Raw genomic sequence first — 18430 nt, 5'->3', positions numbered from 1 at the left:
ATCAGGGGGCCTCGGTAATCAACCCGACGTTGGGCACACCGGCCTGCTGCAAGGCACCCATGGCGCCAACCACCGCACCATAGTTCACCGCCTTGTCGCCGCGGATGAATACCTGGGTGTCCGGACGGGCACTCATGATCTTGGTGACTGCATCGGTCATCTGTTCCAACGACACGGCACTATCGGTCTGTTTTTCAGTATCCACTTCGCTGCCGACGTTCCAGTAATAGGAACCGTCGGCCTTCACCGAAAGGGTCAGGACCTGCTTGTTGTTGTCCTGAGGCAACGCCTCGCTGGACACCTTCGGCAGGTCGACCTTGACCCCCTGGTTAAGCATCGGTGCGGTCACCATGAAAATCACCAGCAGTACCAGCATCACGTCGATGTAAGGCACCACGTTCATTTCCGCGACCGGCTTGCGCTTGTGACGAACCCTTGCCATATCGGCTTACCTCTCAGTCGTCTTAGTCGTCGCTGGTGTGCACCTTGCGGTGCAGGATGGCCTGGAACTCGTCGGCGAAGGTGTAGTAACGACCGATCAGCATCTCAGAACGTGCGGAGAAGCGGTTGTAGGCGATGACCGCCGGGATCGCGGCGAACAGGCCGATGGCGGTAGCGATCAGCGCTTCGGCGATACCCGGGGCGACGGTGGCCAGGGTTGCCTGCTGCACGGTGGCCAGGCCACGGAAGGAGTTCATGATACCCCAGACGGTACCGAACAGGCCGACGTACGGGCTGGTGGAACCGACGGTTGCCAGGAATGGCAGGCTGGCTTCGAGTTTCTCCTCCTCACGGGAGATGGCCACACGCATGGCGCGCGCCACGCCCTCCATCACCGCATCGGGATCGACGCCGGGCTGCTGGCGCAGACGGGAAAACTCCTTGAAGCCGGCACGGAAGATCTGCTCGACGCCGGAGTCCGGGTCCGGATTGCTACCGGCCTGGCGGTACAGCTTGGACAGGTCGATGCCCGACCAGAAGCGTTCTTCGAAAGCATCCAGTGCCTTCTTGGCGGCGCGCATGGCATTGCCGCGCTGGAAAATCATGATCCAGGATGTGACCGAGGCGGCCACGAGGGTCAGCATGACCAGCTGCACCACGATACTGGCGTTGCTGATCAGGCTCCACATGGAGGTATGGTCGACGACGTTCGGTTCCACTTTAATCTCCTGCTGAAAAAGAATCCGGGCTTCCGGCAAAAGCCGCACGCAACGTTTCGGGGATAGCACGTGGCTTCAGGGTGTCCGCTCGCACGCACGCCACCAGGAACCGCCCCTCGCAGAGCAGGACGGAGTCCGACGCTCGACGAACCTGTTGACGAAACTTCAGGCTCGCCCGGTTCAACTCCTCGACCTCGGCGCTGACAAGCAGTTCATCATCGAGCTTGGCCGGGGCGTGGTAACGCGCCTCGGCGGAGTGCACGACGAACAGCAGATTGTCGCCGACCAGTTGCGATTGGGCGAACCCCAAAGCTCGCAGCCGCTCGGTCCGAGCCCGTTCCATGAACTTGAGATAGTTGACGTAATAGACGATGCCGCCGGCATCCGTGTCCTCGTAATAGACCCGGAAACGCTGCTGGAACGGCTTTCCCCCGTGTTGCGCGCGCATACTCTAGAACCAAGTCCCGGCTTTGCCAATCGGCAATCGCCCACAAATGCAATTAATTACCATCTTCAGACGTGAACAGATCCGTCGTCACCCCCGGCCCCAACCTTTTCGGAATATTCAGGCCAAAGTGCAGGTACGCATGGCGTGTTACCACGCGCCCCCGCGGTGTCCGCATGATGTAGCCCTGCTGGATCAGATAGGGCTCCAGTACATCTTCGATCGTGTGCCGCTCCTCGCTCAACGCCGCAGCCAAGTTGTCGATTCCTACAGGCCCGCCATCGAACTTGTCGATCATGGTCAGCAACAGACGACGGTCGAGGTGGTCGAAGCCACGCTCGTCCACATCGAGCAGGTTCAATGCCTTGTCGGCGATCACCCGGGTAATGTCGCCCTGCCCCCGGACCTCGGCGAAGTCGCGTACCCGGCGCAGCAGGCGATTGGCGATTCGCGGCGTACCGCGGGCGCGCTTGGCGATTTCCGCCGCGCCCTGCGGCTCGATCTCCAGGCCGAGAATGCCGGCCGACCGACTGACGATGGTCGCCAGGTCCTCGACGTTGTAGAACTCCAGGCGCTGGACGATACCGAAGCGATCGCGCAGTGGATTGGTCAGCATGCCGGCACGGGTGGTCGCGCCGACCAGGGTGAACGGCGGCAGGTCCAGCTTGATGGAGCGGGCCGCGGGCCCTTCGCCGATCATGATGTCCAGCTGGAAATCTTCCATGGCCGGATACAGCACTTCTTCGACGATGGGCGAAAGACGGTGGATCTCGTCGACGAACAGGACGTCGCCGGCCTCCAGGTTGGTCAGCAACGCGGCGAGATCGCCGGGACGCTCGAGCACCGGCCCGGAAGTACTCTTGATGGAAACGCCCATTTCCTGGGCGATGATATTCGCCAGGGTCGTCTTGCCCAGCCCCGGCGGACCGAAGATCAGCGTATGGTCGAGCGCCTCCTGGCGGCCGCGCGCGGCATGGATGAACAGCTCCATCTGCTCGCGCACGCTGGGCTGGCCGATGTAGTCGGCCAGCTTCAGCGGGCGAATGGCGCGGTCCAGCTGCTCATCGCGTTCGCGACCGGAAACGGCGGATATGAGGCGATCAGGCTCGATCATCGGGCGCCACCTAGACCATGCCCTTCAGGGCCTGGCGGATCATTTCTTCGCTGGACAAATCCTCTCCCGGTACGGCTGCGACGGCACGACTGGCTTCCTGTGGCTTGAAGCCGAGGGCGATCAGCGCGCTGACTGCATCGGCCTCGGCGCTTGAGACTGTAGCGCTGGCACGGGGTTCCATCACCAACGGTGCAATCGTGGGCATGTTTTCCCAAGCCTTGAAGCGGTCCTTCAACTCCACCAGCAGGCGCTCGGCGGTCTTCTTGCCAACACCGGGGATCTTCACCAGGGTGGAGGTGTCCTGTGCCTGGACGCAACGCACCAGTTCGTCCACTTCCAGGCCCGACATCAGCGCCAGGGCCAGTTTCGGACCCACGCCGTTGAGCCGGATCAGCTCACGGAACAGCTCTCGCTCGCGCTTTTCGGCGAAGCCATAGAGCAAGTGCGCATCCTCACGCACAACCAGATGGGTATGCAAGGTCACCGGCTCGCCCACCGAAGGCAACCGATAGAGGGTCGTCATCGGCACTTCCACTTCATAGCCGACGCCATTCACATCGAGGATCAGGTGTGGCGGCTGTTTCTCCGCCAGGGTGCCACGCAAGCGTCCGATCACGAAGAGCTTTCCTTATTCAAAGACGCAGGCGCCCGCCACGTCGGCGTGCGCCCACCAGGCCATGGGGGACCAGACTCTGTTGGGTATGGGCATGACACAGGGCGATGGCCAGGGCGTCGGAAGCATCTATCTGCGGTTTCTGGGTCAGCTTCAACAGATGCATGACCATCATCTGCACCTGCTGCTTGTCTGCACCGCCGGTCCCCACGACTGCCTGCTTGACCTGCGAGGCGGTGTACTCCGCCACGCTCAACCCCTCCTCCATTGCCGCGACGATGGCCGCCCCCCGCGCCTGCCCCAGCTTCAGGGCCGAATCGGCGTTGCGCGCCATGAACACCTGCTCGATGCTCAGGGCCGTCGGGCCATGGGTGCGGATCACCTCGCGGACGCTGCGAAACACCACGTGTAGACGCTCGTGCAAGGGGCCATTACCGGTCCGTATACATCCGGACGCCACGTATTCGCAACCGCGCGCCGTTTCCCGCACCACGCCGAAGCCGGTGATGCGCGAGCCCGGGTCAATCCCTAGAATCAAAGTCATAAGCTGGATACTAAAAGCCGGAAGCGGGGTTCGAACGCATCAAGCGTACCCCACTTCCGGCTTCGCGTTATCGCTCCGATCGGCTCAGCCGAGCTGCGCCATCACGTCGTCCGGGATATCGGCATTGGAATAGACGTTCTGCACGTCGTCCAGGTCCTCGAGCATGTCGATCAGCTTGAGCACCTTCTGCGCGGTTTCCAGGTCCAGGGTCGCGGTGGTCGAAGGGATCATGGTGACTTCGGCTTCGTCGCCCTTGAATCCGGCGGCGGCCAGCGCCTCGTTCACCGAAATGAAGTCGGCGAAGGTGGTGAACACGTCGATGGAGCCATCGTCGTTGACTACCACGTCATCGGCGCCAGCCTCCAGGGCCGCGTCCATCAGCGCTTCCTCGTCCACGCCGGGAGCGAAGCTGATCTGTCCCTTGCGCTCGAACATGTAGGCGACCGAACCATCGGTGCCCAGGTTGCCGCCACACTTGCTGAAGGCATGACGCACTTCGGCAGCGGTACGGTTGCGGTTGTCGGTCATCGCCTCGACGATGATCGCTACGCCGCTCGGCGCATAACCTTCATAGGAAAGCTCGACCATGTTGTCGGCATCGTTGGAGCCGACGCCGCGCGCAATGGCACGATCGATGGTATCGCGGGTCATGTTGGCGGTCAGCGCCTTGTCCACGGCCAGGCGCAGACGCGGGTTGTCCGCCGGGACGCCGCCGCCCTGCCTTGCAGCGACGGTCAGCTCACGGATCAGCTTGGTAAAGATCTTGCCTTTCTTGGCATCTTGCCGCTCTTTGCGGTGCTTGATGTTGGCCCATTTAGAATGACCAGCCATAACTCACTCCGTATTGCTCTCTCGGCAGGAGGCGCCGCAAGCGGCGCCTCCGCGGGTTGATTCGAATCACTCGGCCTTCGGCTGCTCGCGCAGGCGAATGTGCAGCTCGCGCAGGGCCTTGCCGTCCACGGAACCCGGTGCCTGGGTCATGACGTCGCCAGCGCTCTGGGTCTTCGGGAAGGCGATCACTTCGCGGATAGACGATGCACCGGTCATCAGCATGACCAGGCGATCCAGGCCGAAGGCCAGGCCGCCATGCGGCGGCGCACCGTACTTGAGCGCGTCGAGCAGGAAGCCGAATTTCTCTTCCTGTTCCGCCTCGTCGATGCCCAGCACACGGAACACCGCCTGCTGCATGGACTTGTCATGGATACGGATGGAACCGCCACCCAGCTCGGTACCGTTGAGCACCATGTCGTAGGCGCGGGAAAGTGCCGCGCCCGGATTGGCCTCAAGCTCAGCCGGGGTGCACTTGGGCGAGGTGAACGGGTGGTGCAGCGCGGACAGCGAGCCGTCGTCGTTCTCCTCGAACATCGGGAAGTCCACGACCCACATGGGCGCCCACTCCCGGGTGAGCAGCTTGAGGTCATGGCCGACCTTGATACGCAGCGCGCCCAGGGCATCGCAAACGATCTTGGCCTTGTCGGCGCCAAAGAACACGATGTCGCCGTCGACCGCGCCAACGCGATCGAGGATCACGTTCAGGTTGGCCTCGGGGATGAACTTCACGATCGGCGACTGCAGGCCTTCCACGCCCTTGGCGCGCTCGTTGACCTTGATGTAGGCCAGGCCCTTGGCACCATAGATGCCGACGAACTTGGTGTAGTCGTCGATCTGGCTGCGCGGCATGGAGGCGGCGCCCGGTACACGCAGGGCGGCGACACGCCCCTTCGGATCGTTGGCCGGACCGGAGAAGACCTTGAACTCCACTTCCTTCAACTGGTCGGCGACGTCCACCAACTCCAGCGGGATGCGCAGGTCGGGCTTGTCCGAACCGTAGCGGCGCATGGCCTCTTCGAACGGCATGTGCGGGAACTCGTCGAACTCGACATCCAGCACTTCCTTGAACAGCTGGCGCACCATCTTCTCGGTGATGCCGATGATGTCGCTCTCGTCGAGGAAGCTGGTCTCGATGTCGATCTGGGTGAATTCCGGCTGGCGGTCGGCACGCAGGTCCTCGTCACGGAAGCACTTGGCGATCTGGTAGTAGCGATCGAAGCCGGCGACCATCAGCAGTTGCTTGAACAGCTGTGGCGACTGCGGCAGGGCGAAGAAGTGGCCCGGGTAGGTACGGCTCGGCACCAGGTAATCGCGCGCGCCTTCCGGCGTCGGCCGGCCGAGGATCGGGGTCTCGACGTCGAGGAAGCCGTTGTCGTCCAGGTAGCGGCGAATGCTGCTGGTGATGCGCGCACGCAGCTTCAGCTTGGCGGCCATCTCCGGACGACGCAGGTCGATGAAGCGGTAGCGCAGGCGCGTTTCCTCGCCCACATCGGAATATTCATCCAACGGGAACGGCGGAGTCTCGGCCTGGTTCAGCACTTCCAGTTCGTAGCCCAGTACCTCGATGGAGCCAGACGCCATGTTCGGGTTGCGCGCGCCTTCAGGGCGCAGGCGCACCTTGCCGGTGATCTTCACCACGAACTCGCTGCGCACCCGGTCGGCCTTGGCGAAGGTTTCCGCACGGTCCGGATCGAACACCACCTGGGCCAGCCCCTCGCGATCGCGCACATCGAGGAAGATCACTCCACCATGGTCGCGGCGGCGGTGAACCCAACCGCAAAGGGTGACTTCCTGGCCGTCCAGGCTCTCGTTCAGTTGGCCGCAATAGTGGCTGCGCATCATGGTGTGGTTCGCTTCTCGTAAGTCTTGGATTCTGTGGAGCCGCCGGCTGCCTGGCGACCATTGCCGGGCTCTCGCCGGCCCTGACCGAGCACCGGAACCATCGGTACGCCCCCGGAAGGACATCTCCCGCGCTGCCCGGTGAACGGCAACGGCGAAGCACCCGCATCCGGGCCCACTTCGCATTGAAGGCGGGGATTATAGCCTGAAAAATCCATGGCTTGCAGCCAGCCCCGCCGGCCTGTCACGCGGGAAGCCAGGCCGTTGAACGGAAGCATTTCGCCTCCCCCTGCGAACCATTCGCTTGACCGGGCAGTCGGAATAGATTCTCCCTATCGCCGCCTTTGACATAGACCAAGAGCGCTGGGAAAAACCCTGTGTTAGCCTCACTCCAACTGTTTCGGAGTGCCCCATTCACAAGGCCGACTGAAAGGAGAACGCCATGGAAATCAATATCGGAATCGGCGAACAGGATCGCGCAGCCATTGCCGAGGGCCTGTCGCGGCTACTGGCCGACACCTACACCCTCTACCTGAAAACCCACAACTTCCACTGGAACGTCACCGGCCCGATGTTCAACACGTTGCACCTGATGTTCGAAGGCCAGTACACCGAACTGGCCGTTGCCGTGGACGACATCGCCGAGCGCATCCGGGCCCTGGGCTTCCCGGCGCCCGGCACCTACGCCGCCTACGCCCGCCTGTCGTCCATCAAGGAGGAGGAAGGCGTTCCGGAAGCCGAGGAGATGATCCGGCAACTGGTCCAGGGCCAGGAAGCCGTGGTGCGCACCGCCCGCAGCATCTTCCCGCTGCTGGACAAGGTCAGCGACGAACCCACCGCCGACCTGCTCACCCAACGTATGCAGGTGCATGAAAAGACCGCCTGGATGTTGCGCAGCCTTCTTGCCAGCTGATCGTCGATCGCTCGATAGAAAGCGGGGCCCGCCTCAGGGTCCCGCCCTCCCCCTCCGGCGCCAACCGCTTGATTTGAGTAGCCTCCTGCTTTCCTGTTAAATAGCCGCCGTGCGTCACGCGCATAGGCCGGCCTTCCTTCCGCACCTTTCGTTTCATGCACCGAAGCGCTGTCCGGCTACTTGATCGTTACCCCATCAAGGTGAACTCATTGACATGTTGAAAATCGTCCTTCTGGTCACGGGCGTCGCCGCCCTATTGCTGTCCTTCATTCCCAGCCTAAGAACCGAAGCCACACCCTTCCTGCAACATCCCGATGCCATCTACCTGGCCATTCTGGGCCTGATCAACCTGCTCTTCGCTCCCGTACTGCAATCGTCACATCCAACCCGCCCGCTGCAGGCCGGCGCAGCCGCCCTGCTGGTCCTGGGCGTCGTCCTGCAGGCACTGATCCTGCTGGCGCCGCTGCCGACCATCGCCGACCAGCCGGCGATCGTCCTGCCCCTGCTAAGCCTGGTGCTGGCCACGGCCCTGCAACTGGCGGGCAGCCTGAAACCCGGCAAGCCGGTCTCGCGCAGCGCCAGCGCCCCGGCAGCCCTCGGCGGCAGCCAGGACAGCGGCAACCGGGAGACCGGTACCGTGAAGTGGTTCAACACCTCAAAAGGTTTCGGCTTCATTTCCCGCGATTCGGGCGAGGACATCTTCGTCCACTTCCGAGCGATTCGCGGCGAAGGCCACCGCATCCTCATCGAAGGCCAGCGCGTGGAGTTCTCGGTGGTACAACGGGACAAGGGCCTGCAGGCGGAAGACGTGATCGCCTCCCGCCGCTGACCGCCGCGAAAAACAGAAAACCCGCCGAACGGCGGGTTTTTTGTGCATTCAATAATGGGGAGGAGGCGCTTCGTCTTCCCCCGCCTCGCCCACCAGCCCCTGGACGTCTTCCAGACGCTTGATCAATGCCGCGACCTGAAGCTGCAGTCGCTCGATGCTGCGCTGCTGCTCGACCACCACATCGTTGAGAGCCTGCAAAGTGTCATCCTGGAAAGCCTGGCGGCATTCCAGGTCATCCATGCGCGCGTCCAGCTCCATCTAGGCCTCCCCGGCAAAACGGAAGCCGTCGGTCAGCACCATCCGCAACTTGCCGCGGATCGCCTCGACCTGCTCGGAAGAATAAGGCCGAGCCGGATGGCGCCCCCAGACAGGGCCGGGCCAGGCGTCGTCACCACGTCGCCGGACGATCACGTGCATGTGAAGCTGGCTGACCACATTGCCCAGGTTAGCGACATTCATCTTGTCCGCACGGAAGGTGTCCTTGAGAACCTCTGCCAGCAGCGTGGCCTCGCGCCACAGCGCCTGCCGGTCATCGACATCGAGCTGGAACAGCTCGGTGACATCCTCCCGCCTCGGCACCAGGATGAACCACGGATAGCGGGCATCGTTCATCAGCAGCAGGCGGCTGAGGGGAAAGTCGCCGAGCAACAGGGTGTCCTGCTCCAGCCGGGGATCCAAAGCGAACATACTGACCTCTCCTGTTCGACCGTCGTTCATGGACAGCTTAGCCCCTCCCTCCGGGAAGGGCCCCGCCGTAACTGCCGCGCAGGATACTTCGCCGCCCGGCCAAAGCAAGCCCACACATCCGCCCGCCCCAGCTTGGCGCGCCTCTCCAGCCGAACGCCCCATAAGATGCCGGCCAAATGAATACAGCGCGACGCCGAACATAAGACATGCCGTGGATACAAACGCATTCGCCACAGACAACTCGATGGCAACCAACCCTTGAAGCAGACGGATTACAATCAGGTTTCAAAGCATAATTCGTTTGCTTTCAAACAGAATAGCCTCGCTCTCGAAGAGACCAACTGGAATACATAGGCGAAGCCATTTTCCAATTTGTGCACGGAGTTTGCTTATACCTCTTTCATCACAGTAAGAGGGGCCGTACGGAACATGACATTTTTATTACAAGGCCCCGCCAATCGGGAAAAGCGACTTGAGAAGCGACCTCAACAAGAGTGACCAACCCCGCGACATACGTCATTTTTTCAACTGCGCACCTACGCAGATGCGACATGCGTCATGCAATTTTGCGACAGCACGGTAAAGAATCCGTCGCTTCGGAACCTCAACTATCGCCAAGAAACACTGCGTGCTATAAGTTAGCGCCGACAAGAAGAACTAGCCGTCACTGCGGCACTGTGATGGCAGAGATAATTTCAAAACCAAAGGAGCAATCACAATGAAAGTGATGAAGTGGAGCGCCATTGCACTGGCGGTTTCCGCAGGTAGCACTCAGTTCGCCGTGGCCGACGCATTCGTCAGCGATCAGGCCGAAGCGAAGGGGTTCATCGAAGACAGCAGCCTCGACCTGCTGCTCCGCAACTACTATTTCAACCGTGACGGCAAGAGCGGCAGCGGGGACCGCGTCGACTGGACCCAAGGCTTCCTCACCACCTATGAATCCGGCTTCACCCAAGGCACTGTGGGCTTCGGCGTCGATGCCTTCGGCTACCTGGGCCTGAAGCTCGACGGCACCTCCGACAAGACCGGCACCGGCAACCTGCCGGTGATGAACGACGGCAAGCCGCGCGATGACTACAGCCGCGCCGGCGGCGCCGTGAAGGTGCGCATCTCCAAGACCATGCTGAAGTGGGGCGAGATGCAACCGACCGCCCCGGTCTTCGCCGCTGGCGGCAGCCGCCTGTTCCCGCAGACCGCGACCGGCTTCCAGCTGCAGAGCAGCGAATTCGAAGGGCTCGACCTCGAGGCAGGCCACTTCACCGAGGGCAAGGAGCCGACCACCGTCAAATCGCGTGGCGAACTCTATGCCACCTACGCAGGCGAGACCGCCAAGAGCGCCGATTTCATTGGGGGCCGCTACGCAATCACCGATAACCTCAGCGCCTCCCTGTACGGCGCCGAACTCGAAGACATCTATCGCCAGTATTACCTGAACAGCAACTACACCATCCCACTGGCATCCGACCAATCGCTGGGCTTCGATTTCAACATCTACCGCACAAACGATGAAGGCAAGGCCAAGGCCGGCGACATCAGCAACACCACTTGGTCCCTGGCGGCAGCCTACACTCTGGATGCGCACACTTTCACCTTGGCCTACCAGAAGGTCCATGGCGATCAGCCGTTTGATTATATCGGCTTCGGCCGCAACGGCTCTGGCGCAGGTGGCGACTCGATTTTCCTCGCCAACTCTGTCCAGTACTCCGACTTCAACGGCCCTGGCGAGAAATCCTGGCAGGCTCGCTACGACCTGAACCTAGCCTCCTATGGCGTTCCCGGCCTGACTTTCATGGTCCGCTATATCAATGGCAAGGACATCGATGGCACCAAGATGTCTGACAACAACGTCGGCTATAAGAACTACGGCTACGGCGAGGATGGCAAGCACCACGAAACCAACCTCGAAGCCAAGTACGTGGTCCAGTCCGGTCCGGCCAAGGACCTGTCGTTCCGCATCCGCCAGGCCTGGCACCGTGCCAACGCCGACCAGGGCGAAGGCGACCAGAACGAGTTCCGCCTGATCGTCGACTATCCGCTGTCGATCCTGTAATCGACCGACAGGCAACGAAAAAACCCGGCATCGCCGGGTTTTTTCTTCTTGGCGGCAACGCGCCTATAAAGGAAGGGCGTAGGTACCGGTGACATGGGCCACCAGGTCTTCCTCATTACTCTGCGAAAACACCCCGACCTCGCAGACGACCTGGCGCCGCCCCAGCTTGAGGATGCTCGCCTCGGCCAACAGGTCCTCGGGCCTGGGCTTGCTGAGGAAGTTGATGTTCAGGTTCGAGGTCACGGCCATCTCGACCGCCCCGAGACGCCCGAGAATGACCGCGTACATCGCCGCGTCGGCCAGCGCCATGATGGTCGGGCCGGACAGCGTTCCACCGGGACGCACCAGCTTGCCGTGAAAAGGTATGCGCGCCAGCGCATGTCGTTCGTCGAGACGCTCGACACGAAAATCGATGTCCTCGGCCATGGGTAGCCCCATGCGGATCAACGCCTGTACCTGCGCCGCGTTCATTGCCTGCTGACTCCTCATCATCGATGGCCGGCGCCCTGTACGCAGCCAGACCGGCACCGTACAATGCCCAGCCATTCCTCCCGATACAACCGACATAACGGCCAAAGATGCGTACCAGTCAGTATCTGCTTTCCACGCTCAAAGAAACCCCCGCCGACGCGGTGGTAATCAGCCATCAACTGCTGCTTCGCGCCGGCATGATCCGTCGCCTGGCCTCGGGTCTCTACACCTGGCTGCCAATGGGCCTGCGGGTACTGCGCAAGGTCGAGACCATCGTCCGCGAGGAAATGAACGCTGCCGGCGCCCTGGAAGTGCTGATGCCGGCGGTGCAGCCGGCCGAGCTGTGGCAGGAGTCGGGGCGCTGGGAGCAATACGGCCCTGAGCTGCTGCGCCTGAAGGACCGCCACGAGCGCGAATTCTGCGTAGGCCCGACCCACGAAGAAGTGATCACCGACCTCGCGCGCAACGAGCTGAACAGCTACAAGCAACTGCCGATCAACTTCTATCAGATCCAGACCAAGTTCCGCGATGAGATCCGCCCGCGCTTCGGCCTGATGCGCGGACGCGAATTCATCATGAAGGACGCCTATTCCTTCCACCTGAGCCAGGACTCGCTGCAGCAGACCTACGACGGGATGTACCAGGCGTACAGCAAGATCTTCTCCCGCCTCGGCCTGGATTTCCGTCCCGTGCAAGCCGACAACGGCTCCATCGGCGGCAGCGGCTCCCATGAGTTCCACGTGCTGGCCAACTCCGGCGAGGACGATATCGTCTTCAGCGACAGCTCCGACTACGCCGCGAACATCGAGAAGGCCGAAGCCGTGCCGCGCGAGAGCGCCCGCGGCAGCGCCACCGAGGACATGCGCCTGGTCGACACGCCCAACACCAAGACCATCGCGGCCCTGGTGGACGGCTTCCAGCTACCGATCGAGAAAACCATCAAGACCCTGGTGGTGCATGGCGCCGAAGAAGGCACCCTGGTCGCCCTGATCGTCCGCGGTGATCACGAGCTCAACGAAATCAAGGCCGCCAACCAGCCGCTGGTCGCCAGCCCGCTGGTATTCGCTTCGGAGGCCGAGATCCGTGCCGCCATCGGTGCCGGCCCCGGCTCGCTGGGCCCGGTCAACCTGCCGATCGCCTGCATCGTCGACCGCTCCGTCGCCCTGATGAGCGATTTCGCCGCTGGCGCCAACATCGAGGACAAGCACTACTTCGGCGTGAACTGGGAGCGCGACCTGCCGCTGCCCGAGGTCGCCGACCTGCGCAATGTCGTCGAAGGCGACCCCAGCCCGGACGGCAAGGGCACCCTGGTGATCAAGCGCGGCATCGAGGTCGGTCATATCTTCCAGCTTGGCACCAAGTACAGCGAAGCGATGAAGCTGAGCGTCCTGAGCGAACAGGGCAAGCCGGTCAACCTGATCATGGGCTGCTACGGCATCGGCGTATCCCGCGTGGTCGCCGCCGCCATCGAGCAGAACCATGACGAGCGCGGCATTCTCTGGCCAAGCGCATTGGCGCCGTTCCAGATCGCCCTGGTACCGCTGAAGTACGAAACCGAGAGCGTCAAGCAGGCGACCGACAAGCTCTATGCCGAGCTGACCGCAGCCGGTTTCGAAGTGCTGCTGGACGATCGCGACAAGAAGACCAGCCCCGGGGTGAAGTTCGCCGACATGGAGCTGATCGGCATTCCCCACCGCATCGTGATCAGCGACCGCGGCCTCAGCGAAGGCGTCCTGGAATACAAGGGCCGCCGCGACAGCGAGTCGCAGAACCTGCCGATCGGCGAACTGATGTCGTTCATCACCGAAAAACTCAGCCGCTGAGCGTAACGATGCCCACCGGAAGACCCCTGCGCCTATTCGCCGCCGCCCTGTGCGGCGGCCTTCTGCTGAGCGGCTGCGCCAACCAGTTGCCGCAGCGTAGCGAGCATGAGGAGCGCGTCGAGCGGAAGCTGCTCGAACACACCCTGCAAGTCGATGTCGGCCAGCCCGATGTGCTCGAACTGCCGCAGCGCCGGGTCCGGATCAACGACCAGAAGTCCTTCGAGGTCACCGAGTTCGAGGTGACGCGCCGTTACGACCGCTATACGCCGTACCAGGCCTGGCGGGAGATCTACGAGATCCCGTTGGGCGCGGTGGCGCTGGTGGCCGGCGTCGGAGCGAACATCGTCAACGTGGTGACCTTCGGCAGCGTACCGGACAACATCACCCACGGCTGGATCAACTACGGACTGGCCGGGGTGAATCCGTTCATGAACGTGGAATCCAACGGTCGCGCCGAACAGAATCTCGCGAGCATCGACGAGAAACAGCGCGACAAGCGCCTGGAATACTCCAGCCTGCCCTGGGCGGAGCGTCCGGTCCTGGTCAGTTCCGGCAAGGAACTCAACGAACTGCTTACCGACCGTCATGGCGTGCTGCGCCTCAACCTGCTCGACAGCCCCTTCGCCGAACAGGACATCAGCCGCATCTCGCAGATACACCTTTCGGTGAGCGACCCACAGGATGGTACCCGCGCCGATGCCAGCCTCCGCGTCAGCCGCAGCCTGCGCGGCAAGCTCCTGGAAGCTCACGCCCTGATCTATGACGACCTGGAAGGCGATGACGTCCACCACTGGGTCCATCGGGTGAAACGCCTCGCGGAGCTGGGCCTGGAAGAAGAAGCCAGCGAACTGGAACAGAGCCTGATCGAGCTCACGCGCAACGACCCCGAACTGCAGCAGCAGTTCATGCATGCCCTGCTCCGGGATGCCGGTCGCCTGGCCGCGGACCCTGGCGAGACGCCCTGACGGCGAACTCGCCTCGTCAGCGACGGACGACGAAGCCAGCGATCCCCTGCAGCGGCATTTGCTCGACCTCGACCGCAGAGACCTCCGCGTGCCGCGGGCCCCGCCCCAGCCATCGCTCCAGGGCTTTCGCCCGGTCCTCCTCACCCTCCCAGACGACTTCGACACGCCCGTCATCCAGGTTTCGCACCCAACCGTCGAGTTCGAGGCGATCAGCCTCTTCCCGGGTCGCCTGACGGAAACCGACGCCCTGTACCCGGCCGCCGACATAGGCATGCAAGCAGATCCTCGCCATCAGCGTCCCTCCCGCAAAGCCTCGAGCTGTTTCAATATGCCATCGGCCGTCTGCTCGCCCAGCAGACGCTGACGCATTTCCCCCCGAGCATCGACGATATAGGTGACGGGCAACGCTTCGCTGCGAGGGAGCTTGAAGCGAGGCGCCGGATCATCGGCCAGCACGGTGAAGCGAATCCCCATGCCATCGGCCGACTTCTTCAACTCGGCATCGCGCAGGCCATCGAAATTCACGCCAATGACGCGCCCGCCCTGCCCTTCCAGCACCTGCGCAAGGCGATTCATCTCCGGAATCTCGGTCCGGCAGGGCGCGCACCAGTCAGCCCAGTAATTGACCACCAGCCAATGCCCGTCCAACTGCTCCGCAGCGACAGGACGCCCGTCCTGGTCGACTCCGTAATCCGCCGAACAGCCCGCGAGAAACAACACCGCAGCAGCGCCCAGCGGGCGTAGCCAACTCCCCATGTCAGGAACCTCTCGAGTCAGGAAAACTTCGGCCGGACCAGGGCAACCCGGCGCGGCACTATGGCGAGACCTTACTGGAAGCCATCCACCTCTGCAAAACCGAGTGGAGACGAATATGGGAAGAAGAAGCCCCGATACTTCCTACAAGGCACAAAGTGCGAGAAGAGTCACGACGATCGCCGTCGAACCGCACAGTTTGACGCAAAGGACCACCCCTATAATCCGCGTGCCACACACGACACGACGACTCAACCGGCCGTATGCCCAGGCATCGGCAGGATCGACTTGGGGAGAAGTCGAGAGCGACGAGTCCGAAGCCCTTTTAAACGGACACACTGCTGCTTATGAAAGACCATCTGATCGGAAGCGTCCCCGCACACCTGGTGGATGCCGCACGCCCGACCCTGACAGCCCACGAGGGCCTGGTCGCGGACTACAACATTGCCGCCTGGCTACATCTTCCGGATGCCTGCGACCTGCTGGTGTCACTGGTGGTCAGCTATCTGGATGGCGGGCGCCAGCGCGAAGTGGCGGTGGATCACGGACGAATCGACCGCCAGCAACGCATCCTGCTTTCCGGCATTGCCCGCCTGCCCGTACGGCAGAAAGTGGAAAACATGCAGGTACGCCTGAAGTCGGCGACGGCCTTTTCCCGACTGGTCGTGGAGGAGTTCTTCGTACAAGCGGTGGAGCAGGAAAACAGGTCCCAGCAGGTGTCCGAAGCTTGAGCCGGATCGCTCAGCCCTGGCGCACCTGATCGAGCAGGGGTTCGTCCCGCGCTTTCTCAGGCGACGGTTCGCTGACGCTGCGCGCCGGCACCAGCGACTCCGGCCAACTGCTGAACTGCAGCCCGGTAATCCGGTTCAAACGCTCAAGCGCTGCCTGCTCATCCTTGTGATGCAAATGGACGACCTTGTTCGACATTGGGAGCATGAACGGGAACCTCGGCGGAACTACGGAGTGAAACGACTGTCACACGAGGGTTTGCCAGAAGCGTGCCAACAGCGCTTTCCCTGCGCTTGCTGGGGTTCCTCCGGCAGCATGCAGCGCCTCATGCACATCGTTCGCCGCAAACTGACACTTTACGTCACCTTCGCTCCCGAGGTTCCGTCCGCCAGCCAGTGGGCCAGGCTTTCTCCGAACAGCGCCTCCTGCTCCACCTGCAAGCGCTCCATGGCCTGCTGGAACGGCGGATACCACGCCTCGTCCAGACTCGCAGGCATGCGCTCTCGGCTAGGCATGGGCCAGGGGCAGCGATTCAGCAAGCGATGCAGACTGTAGGCGCCAAGATCCCGGCACAGCACCCACTCGCCTCCGCCGGCGCGACAGACGAACTGCTCCTTCTCGAGAAAGTCCAGCAGTTCCTCCCACTCATCCTCGGGCAACAGCCAACCCGCACGATGCAAGTGGGTCAGGCGCAGCGACTGTCCAAGCTGCTGGCGCTGGAGGAACACCCTCAGCACGCCGAGCAGGACGATCAGCTTGGGCAGCGAGCGCCGCCGCCAGAGACGGGAAGAAGAGAGATTGCAGACCAGCACCGCGCCGAACAGAACGATCATCCAGGAAAGATAGATCCACAGCAGGAAGATAGGCACGGTGGCGAAGGCACCGTAGATCAACTGGTAGCCGGGAAACAGGCTTACGTACAGCCCGAACAGGGTTTTCGCGGCTTCGAACAGTACCGCGGTGAACACGCCGCCCATCAGGGCATGGCGCACCGGGACCCGGGCGTTCGGGACCGCCGAATAGAGCAGGGTGAAGGCCGCCACGCTGAACGCCAGCGGCATCAGCCCCAGCAGCGTCTCCGCGCCCGGCAACGCGTCCGGGCCATGGAGCAGCGACAGCGAAGTGATGTAGGTGGTCACGGCGAAGCCGGCCCCCAGCAACAATGGGCCCAGGCTGAGGATCGCCCAGTAGAGGAGGAACCGCCCGACACCGCGGCGTGGCTGGCGAACCCGCCAGATCTCGTTGAAGGCTTTCTCGATGGTCACCAGCATGGTGAAGGCGGTGACTGCCAGAAAGACCACCCCGACCCAGGTCAGGTGCCGGGCCTGGGTGGTGAAACTCTTCAGGTAGGTTTCCACCGCTTCTCCAGCGGAAGGCACGAAATTGCGAAAGATGAAAGTCTGGATCGACTCGCCCATGCCATGGAATGCCGGAATCAGCGAAAGCATGGAAAACATCACCGTCATCATCGGCACTACCGCGAACAACGTGGTGTAGGTCAGCGCCGCCGCGCTGTTGGGAGCCTTGTCGGTGACGAAGCGATGAGCGAGGAAGCGAGCGAACTCGACCCCATCGTTGAAATGTTCGCGCATGCCCTCTCCTTGAAGTCGCGCCGGTTCTTCGCCTCTCGGGGCGGTACTTCGCGCCGACGGGTTCAGTCCTGGTCGACGAGGCGGTTAGAATAGCCGTCACTTCACCGGCCATGCGACCCCTGACATGAGCGAACTGATCCTGTTGCACAATCCGCGCTGCTCGAAATCCCGCGCAGCGCTCGAACTGCTCGAAGCCCGCGGCCTGCAACCGCAGGTGGTGCGCTATCTGGAAACCCCGCCGAGCGCCGCCGAGCTGAAAGCGATCCTGGCCAAGCTCGGCATTCCCGCCCGCCAGTTGCTGCGGACCGGGGAGGACGAATACAAGGCCCTCGGCCTGGATGAGCCCAGTCTTGGCGAAGAGGCCATCATCGAGGCAATGGCCAGGCATCCGAAGCTGATCGAGCGCCCGGTGCTGGTCGCGGGTGACAAGGCGGTGGTTGGCCGGCCTCCGGAAAGAGTCCTGGAGATCCTCGCTTGAGCAGTCCCTACATCCTGGTGCTGTACTACAGTCGCCATGGCGCTACCGCGGAAATGGCCCGGCAGATCGCCCGTGGCGTCGAACAGGGCGGCTTCGAGGCGCGTGTACGCACGGTTCCCGCGGTATCCACCGAATGCGAAGCGGTCGCCCCCGACATCCCCGCGGAGGGGGCGCTGTACGCAACCCTGGAGGACCTGAAGAACTGCGCGGGCCTGGCCCTCGGCAGCCCGACCCGCTTCGGCAACATGGCTTCCCCGCTGAAATACTTCCTCGACGGTACCAGCAGCCTGTGGCTGACCGGCAGCCTGGTCGGCAAGCCGGCAGCGGTCTTCACCTCCACCGCCAGCCTGCACGGCGGCCAGGAGACCACTCAGTTATCGATGCTGTTGCCATTGCTGCACCACGGCATGCTGGTCCTGGGCATTCCCTACAGCGAACCCGCCCTGCTGGAAACCCGCGGCGGCGGCACGCCTTACGGCGCCAGCCACTTCGCCGGCGCCGATGGCAAGCGCAGCCTCGATGAGCACGAACTGACCCTGTGTCGCGCGCTGGGCAAACGCCTGGCGGAAACCGCCGGCAAGCTGGGGAGTTGAA

At 62.7% G+C, this 18430-nt stretch carries 23 protein-coding genes; 8 read left to right on the top strand and 15 right to left on the bottom strand.

What is annotated here, in order from left to right:
- Position 1: 1 nt before the first annotated feature.
- The 8 genes from tolR to aspS form a co-directional block, all read right to left on the bottom strand.
- On the bottom strand, positions 2 to 442 hold the full coding sequence (gene tolR, locus HMPREF1224_RS35580) for a protein TolR (protein ID WP_003086126.1): 441 nt from the start codon (positions 440 to 442) through the stop codon (positions 2 to 4).
- A gap of 22 nt (positions 443 to 464) precedes the next feature.
- A complete protein-coding gene (gene tolQ / locus HMPREF1224_RS35575) occupies positions 465 to 1160 on the bottom strand; it encodes a protein TolQ (RefSeq protein WP_003086125.1) in 696 nt (231 codons plus the stop codon).
- Position 1161: 1 nt separating this feature from the next.
- On the bottom strand, positions 1162 to 1608 hold the full coding sequence (gene ybgC, locus HMPREF1224_RS35570; protein ID WP_003086124.1) for a tol-pal system-associated acyl-CoA thioesterase: 447 nt from the start codon (positions 1606 to 1608) through the stop codon (positions 1162 to 1164).
- Positions 1609 to 1660: 52 nt separating this feature from the next.
- The gene (gene ruvB / locus HMPREF1224_RS35565; protein WP_003086123.1) at positions 1661 to 2719 is read right to left on the bottom strand and encodes a Holliday junction branch migration DNA helicase RuvB; all 1059 of its coding nucleotides are present in this window, start codon (positions 2717 to 2719) and stop codon (positions 1661 to 1663) included.
- A 10-nt stretch (positions 2720 to 2729) separates the two neighbouring features.
- Positions 2730 to 3335 (bottom strand): Holliday junction branch migration protein RuvA, encoded by a 606-nt coding sequence (gene ruvA, locus HMPREF1224_RS35560; RefSeq protein ID WP_003086122.1) that lies wholly within the window; start codon positions 3333 to 3335, stop codon positions 2730 to 2732.
- A gap of 16 nt (positions 3336 to 3351) precedes the next feature.
- A complete protein-coding gene (gene ruvC, locus HMPREF1224_RS35555) occupies positions 3352 to 3876 on the bottom strand; it encodes a crossover junction endodeoxyribonuclease RuvC (protein WP_003112575.1) in 525 nt (174 codons plus the stop codon).
- An 84-nt stretch (positions 3877 to 3960) separates the two neighbouring features.
- Positions 3961 to 4707, bottom strand: coding sequence for a YebC/PmpR family DNA-binding transcriptional regulator (locus HMPREF1224_RS35550; RefSeq protein ID WP_003086107.1), 747 nt, complete (start codon positions 4705 to 4707; stop codon positions 3961 to 3963).
- Positions 4708 to 4773: 66 nt separating this feature from the next.
- On the bottom strand, positions 4774 to 6549 hold the full coding sequence (aspS, locus tag HMPREF1224_RS35545) for an aspartate--tRNA ligase (RefSeq protein WP_003123218.1): 1776 nt from the start codon (positions 6547 to 6549) through the stop codon (positions 4774 to 4776).
- A gap of 439 nt (positions 6550 to 6988) precedes the next feature.
- Here aspS and HMPREF1224_RS35540 point away from each other — a divergent pair, with 439 nt between their 5' ends.
- Together HMPREF1224_RS35540 and HMPREF1224_RS35535 are read left to right on the top strand one after the other, a co-directional pair.
- The gene (locus HMPREF1224_RS35540; protein WP_003086103.1) at positions 6989 to 7459 is read left to right on the top strand and encodes a Dps family protein; all 471 of its coding nucleotides are present in this window, start codon (positions 6989 to 6991) and stop codon (positions 7457 to 7459) included.
- Positions 7460 to 7673: 214 nt separating this feature from the next.
- Positions 7674 to 8288 (top strand): cold-shock protein, encoded by a 615-nt coding sequence (locus tag HMPREF1224_RS35535; RefSeq protein WP_003106665.1) that lies wholly within the window; start codon positions 7674 to 7676, stop codon positions 8286 to 8288.
- 48 nt (positions 8289 to 8336) lie between these two features.
- On the opposite strand, the gene HMPREF1224_RS35530 is transcribed toward HMPREF1224_RS35535, so the two are convergent.
- Both HMPREF1224_RS35530 and HMPREF1224_RS35525 read right to left on the bottom strand, forming a co-directional pair.
- Complete coding sequence (locus tag HMPREF1224_RS35530) at positions 8337 to 8546, bottom strand: SlyX family protein (RefSeq protein ID WP_003086099.1); 210 nt, start codon at positions 8544 to 8546, stop codon at positions 8337 to 8339.
- A complete protein-coding gene (locus tag HMPREF1224_RS35525) occupies positions 8547 to 8975 on the bottom strand; it encodes an HIT family protein (RefSeq protein WP_003107742.1) in 429 nt (142 codons plus the stop codon). It lies immediately after the preceding gene.
- A gap of 718 nt (positions 8976 to 9693) precedes the next feature.
- Here HMPREF1224_RS35525 and oprD point away from each other — a divergent pair.
- The gene (oprD, locus tag HMPREF1224_RS35520; RefSeq protein ID WP_003112576.1) at positions 9694 to 11025 is read left to right on the top strand and encodes an outer membrane porin OprD; all 1332 of its coding nucleotides are present in this window, start codon (positions 9694 to 9696) and stop codon (positions 11023 to 11025) included.
- A 63-nt stretch (positions 11026 to 11088) separates the two neighbouring features.
- On the opposite strand, the gene HMPREF1224_RS35515 is transcribed toward oprD, so the two are convergent.
- On the bottom strand, positions 11089 to 11496 hold the full coding sequence (locus HMPREF1224_RS35515) for a PaaI family thioesterase (protein WP_003086091.1): 408 nt from the start codon (positions 11494 to 11496) through the stop codon (positions 11089 to 11091).
- A gap of 107 nt (positions 11497 to 11603) precedes the next feature.
- Between HMPREF1224_RS35515 and HMPREF1224_RS35510 the strand changes: the two genes are divergently transcribed.
- A complete protein-coding gene (locus HMPREF1224_RS35510; protein WP_003102377.1) occupies positions 11604 to 13319 on the top strand; it encodes a proline--tRNA ligase in 1716 nt (571 codons plus the stop codon).
- A gap of 8 nt (positions 13320 to 13327) precedes the next feature.
- Entirely contained in the window at positions 13328 to 14284 is a 957-nt protein-coding gene (locus HMPREF1224_RS35505; RefSeq protein WP_003102379.1) for a hypothetical protein, read from the top strand.
- 16 nt (positions 14285 to 14300) lie between these two features.
- Here the strand turns inward: HMPREF1224_RS35505 and HMPREF1224_RS35500 are convergent, their stop codons facing one another.
- Positions 14301 to 14576, bottom strand: coding sequence for an acylphosphatase (locus tag HMPREF1224_RS35500; protein WP_003102385.1), 276 nt, complete (start codon positions 14574 to 14576; stop codon positions 14301 to 14303).
- The gene (locus HMPREF1224_RS35495) at positions 14576 to 15040 is read right to left on the bottom strand and encodes a TlpA disulfide reductase family protein (RefSeq protein ID WP_003102387.1); all 465 of its coding nucleotides are present in this window, start codon (positions 15038 to 15040) and stop codon (positions 14576 to 14578) included. Before HMPREF1224_RS35495 ends, HMPREF1224_RS35500 begins: the two co-directional genes overlap by 1 nt.
- Positions 15041 to 15384: 344 nt before the next feature.
- On the opposite strand from HMPREF1224_RS35495, the gene HMPREF1224_RS35490 reads away from it, so the two are divergent.
- Positions 15385 to 15768 (top strand): hypothetical protein, encoded by a 384-nt coding sequence (locus HMPREF1224_RS35490; RefSeq protein WP_003109947.1) that lies wholly within the window; start codon positions 15385 to 15387, stop codon positions 15766 to 15768.
- A 10-nt stretch (positions 15769 to 15778) separates the two neighbouring features.
- Here the strand turns inward: HMPREF1224_RS35490 and HMPREF1224_RS35485 are convergent, their stop codons facing one another.
- A complete protein-coding gene (locus HMPREF1224_RS35485) occupies positions 15779 to 15964 on the bottom strand; it encodes a hypothetical protein (RefSeq protein WP_003112577.1) in 186 nt (61 codons plus the stop codon).
- A gap of 158 nt (positions 15965 to 16122) precedes the next feature.
- A complete protein-coding gene (locus HMPREF1224_RS35480; protein ID WP_003112579.1) occupies positions 16123 to 17358 on the bottom strand; it encodes a YihY family inner membrane protein in 1236 nt (411 codons plus the stop codon).
- Positions 17359 to 17482: 124 nt separating this feature from the next.
- On the opposite strand from HMPREF1224_RS35480, the gene arsC reads away from it, so the two are divergent.
- Complete coding sequence (gene arsC / locus HMPREF1224_RS35475) at positions 17483 to 17836, top strand: arsenate reductase (glutaredoxin) (RefSeq protein WP_003112580.1); 354 nt, start codon at positions 17483 to 17485, stop codon at positions 17834 to 17836.
- Positions 17833 to 18429, top strand: coding sequence for an NAD(P)H:quinone oxidoreductase (gene wrbA, locus HMPREF1224_RS35470; protein ID WP_003115189.1), 597 nt, complete (start codon positions 17833 to 17835; stop codon positions 18427 to 18429). The genes arsC and wrbA overlap by 4 nt, the downstream gene beginning before the upstream one ends.
- The last annotated feature ends 1 nt before the right edge of the window (position 18430 follow it).

This window comes from Pseudomonas sp. P179, assembly GCF_000478485.2.
In the GTDB taxonomy this organism is placed as follows: Bacteria; Pseudomonadota; Gammaproteobacteria; order Pseudomonadales; family Pseudomonadaceae; genus Pseudomonas; species Pseudomonas aeruginosa.
This window is presented reverse-complemented; position numbering and strand designations above follow the sequence as displayed.

Bases quoted from the DNA above. Each gene is read 5' to 3' on its own strand.
- tolR (WP_003086126.1), bottom strand. From the start codon at position 442: ATGGCAAGGGTTCGTCACAAGCGCAAGCCGGTCGCGGAAATGAACGTG.
- ybgC (WP_003086124.1), bottom strand. From the start codon at position 1,608: ATGCGCGCGCAACACGGGGGAAAGCCGTTCCAGCAGCGTTTCCGGGTC.
- ruvB (WP_003086123.1), bottom strand. From the start codon at position 2,719: ATGATCGAGCCTGATCGCCTCATATCCGCCGTTTCCGGTCGCGAACGC.
- ruvC (WP_003112575.1), bottom strand. From the start codon at position 3,876: ATGACTTTGATTCTAGGGATTGACCCGGGCTCGCGCATCACCGGCTTC.
- HMPREF1224_RS35550 (WP_003086107.1), bottom strand. From the start codon at position 4,707: ATGGCTGGTCATTCTAAATGGGCCAACATCAAGCACCGCAAAGAGCGG.
- aspS (WP_003123218.1), bottom strand. From the start codon at position 6,549: ATGATGCGCAGCCACTATTGCGGCCAACTGAACGAGAGCCTGGACGGC.
- HMPREF1224_RS35540 (WP_003086103.1), top strand. From the start codon at position 6,989: ATGGAAATCAATATCGGAATCGGCGAACAGGATCGCGCAGCCATTGCC.
- HMPREF1224_RS35535 (WP_003106665.1), top strand. From the start codon at position 7,674: ATGTTGAAAATCGTCCTTCTGGTCACGGGCGTCGCCGCCCTATTGCTG.
- HMPREF1224_RS35530 (WP_003086099.1), bottom strand. From the start codon at position 8,546: ATGGAGCTGGACGCGCGCATGGATGACCTGGAATGCCGCCAGGCTTTC.
- HMPREF1224_RS35525 (WP_003107742.1), bottom strand. From the start codon at position 8,975: ATGTTCGCTTTGGATCCCCGGCTGGAGCAGGACACCCTGTTGCTCGGC.
- oprD (WP_003112576.1), top strand. From the start codon at position 9,694: ATGAAAGTGATGAAGTGGAGCGCCATTGCACTGGCGGTTTCCGCAGGT.
- HMPREF1224_RS35515 (WP_003086091.1), bottom strand. From the start codon at position 11,496: ATGAACGCGGCGCAGGTACAGGCGTTGATCCGCATGGGGCTACCCATG.
- HMPREF1224_RS35510 (WP_003102377.1), top strand. From the start codon at position 11,604: ATGCGTACCAGTCAGTATCTGCTTTCCACGCTCAAAGAAACCCCCGCC.
- HMPREF1224_RS35505 (WP_003102379.1), top strand. From the start codon at position 13,328: ATGCCCACCGGAAGACCCCTGCGCCTATTCGCCGCCGCCCTGTGCGGC.
- HMPREF1224_RS35500 (WP_003102385.1), bottom strand. From the start codon at position 14,576: ATGGCGAGGATCTGCTTGCATGCCTATGTCGGCGGCCGGGTACAGGGC.
- HMPREF1224_RS35495 (WP_003102387.1), bottom strand. From the start codon at position 15,040: ATGGGGAGTTGGCTACGCCCGCTGGGCGCTGCTGCGGTGTTGTTTCTC.
- HMPREF1224_RS35490 (WP_003109947.1), top strand. From the start codon at position 15,385: ATGAAAGACCATCTGATCGGAAGCGTCCCCGCACACCTGGTGGATGCC.
- HMPREF1224_RS35485 (WP_003112577.1), bottom strand. From the start codon at position 15,964: ATGTCGAACAAGGTCGTCCATTTGCATCACAAGGATGAGCAGGCAGCG.
- HMPREF1224_RS35480 (WP_003112579.1), bottom strand. From the start codon at position 17,358: ATGCGCGAACATTTCAACGATGGGGTCGAGTTCGCTCGCTTCCTCGCT.
- arsC (WP_003112580.1), top strand. From the start codon at position 17,483: ATGAGCGAACTGATCCTGTTGCACAATCCGCGCTGCTCGAAATCCCGC.